This is a genomic window from Globicatella sp. HMSC072A10, from assembly GCF_001811625.1.
Classification (GTDB): Bacteria; Bacillota; Bacilli; order Lactobacillales; family Aerococcaceae; genus Globicatella; species Globicatella sanguinis.
On sequence record NZ_KV805775.1, the window covers coordinates 1 to 1469 of the forward strand.

At 35.7% G+C, this 1469-nt stretch carries 2 protein-coding genes; one reads left to right on the plus strand and one right to left on the minus strand.

What is annotated here, in order from left to right:
• Positions 1-251 precede the first annotated feature (251 nt).
• On the plus strand, positions 252-386 hold the full coding sequence (locus HMPREF2811_RS11095; RefSeq protein WP_084802066.1) for an ATP-binding cassette domain-containing protein: 135 nt from the start codon (positions 252-254) through the stop codon (positions 384-386).
• Between the two features lie 673 nt (positions 387-1059).
• On the opposite strand, the gene ndk is transcribed toward HMPREF2811_RS11095, so the two are convergent.
• Entirely contained in the window at positions 1060-1452 is a 393-nt protein-coding gene (gene ndk / locus HMPREF2811_RS08100; protein ID WP_071408894.1) for a nucleoside-diphosphate kinase, read from the minus strand.
• Between the last annotated feature and the right edge of the window lie 17 nt (positions 1453-1469).

The window sequence follows — 1469 nt, forward strand, 5'->3', positions numbered from 1 at the left end:
TTTTGAGATGTTTTTTTCTATACTTTTTTCTAAACCGTAGCACTTGACTGATATCGTCGAATCGGGTGCGGGGGTCACTCCCCGACCTTTTTGCACTTCGCTTAAATTTTCGGTCGAGTCATTTAGCTTACCCGATTCTCCCATTAAGTAAAGTGCTACTGTTGTATTGAAAGCCATAAAATAGTTCCCCTCCCAACCGCAACTAGCAGCTTTATTTTCAATCATAAAAATGGGGAGGATACACAATTTAAGTGGCTAATTTAATTTTAGAACTTTCGTTGGACGAGTTGATTATGGAAGGTGGCAATCTTTCTGGCGGCCAGAAGCAACGCATGATAATCATTCGAGCGTTCTCACAAAATAAGAAATTTATCATTTTGGATTAATCATTATCAGCCTTAGATAAAGAAAATTACCATCGAATCGAAAATTATTTGCTTAATCAAGATGATATTTGCTTGATTAATATTACGCACATAGATTTAAGCAATTTTAGTAAATATGATCAGGTGCTAGATTTGAATCAGTTAATTAGATTGGAATAATTTCAATGATTATTACGATGTGTTGCTAATAGAGAATGAAAATCGAAGTGATTTCATAGCAACAAACGAAGTTAGGTGAAATGCCTAACTTTTTTATTTTGTTTCGTGATAGTTAGCTCACATCATTTAGCTTCAATGATTTATATTAGGGATATAGCATAGGATATGGGCAAAGGACATTGACAACGATCGATTTAAACCATTCAAACTCGTGATGAGATAAATTTTGCTAAGCAATGTATAGTCTTATTCTCTCTCTCATGGACGTCTTTCTTACTAAGCGAGATTATGGATGAATGGATTTATGCTGAGAGTCAGTATAAATATAATCAAATAATAGGTTTAAGATAATTTCGTATTCTTCATAGCTAAAAGATTCTTTGAAATGATTGTAATCATTGATAATGCTATTGCCAATACAACATAAAAAGGCTGTTTTAAATCTTAAGCATAATAAACGTCAACACTACCGCGGTAATAACTGGATAGAGTGCCAATGGAAGTGAGCTTATAATCAGTTGAAAAATCGGTTGATTTCTGCTTTAGCTGTTTCAAGAGAGTCTGAGCCATGAATCAGATTATAAGTTACATCCGTTGCATAATCTCCGCGAATAGTACCAGGTGCTGCTTCAAAGACATTCGTTGGTCCCATCATGGCTCTCATGCCTTGAATCACTTCTTCACCTTCCACCACCATGCCAAAGACTGGGCCTGATAACATAAACTGCTCAAGCTTAGGATAAAAAGGTTTGTCAATCAGGTGAGCATAATGCTCGGCAATAATGGCAGCATCCAGTGTCATTAATTTAGCATGTACAATGCGGTACCCTTTCTTTTCAATTCGTGAAATCACTTCTCCCATCAAGCCACGCTTCAAGCAATCTGGTTTTAATATAAGTGCTAACATAAAAATGTACAGTTGTG

Coding starts and splice junctions, on each gene's coding strand:
- ndk (WP_071408894.1), bottom strand. CDS start 1,452: ATGTTAGCACTTATATTAAAACCAGATTGCTTGAAGCGTGGCTTGATG.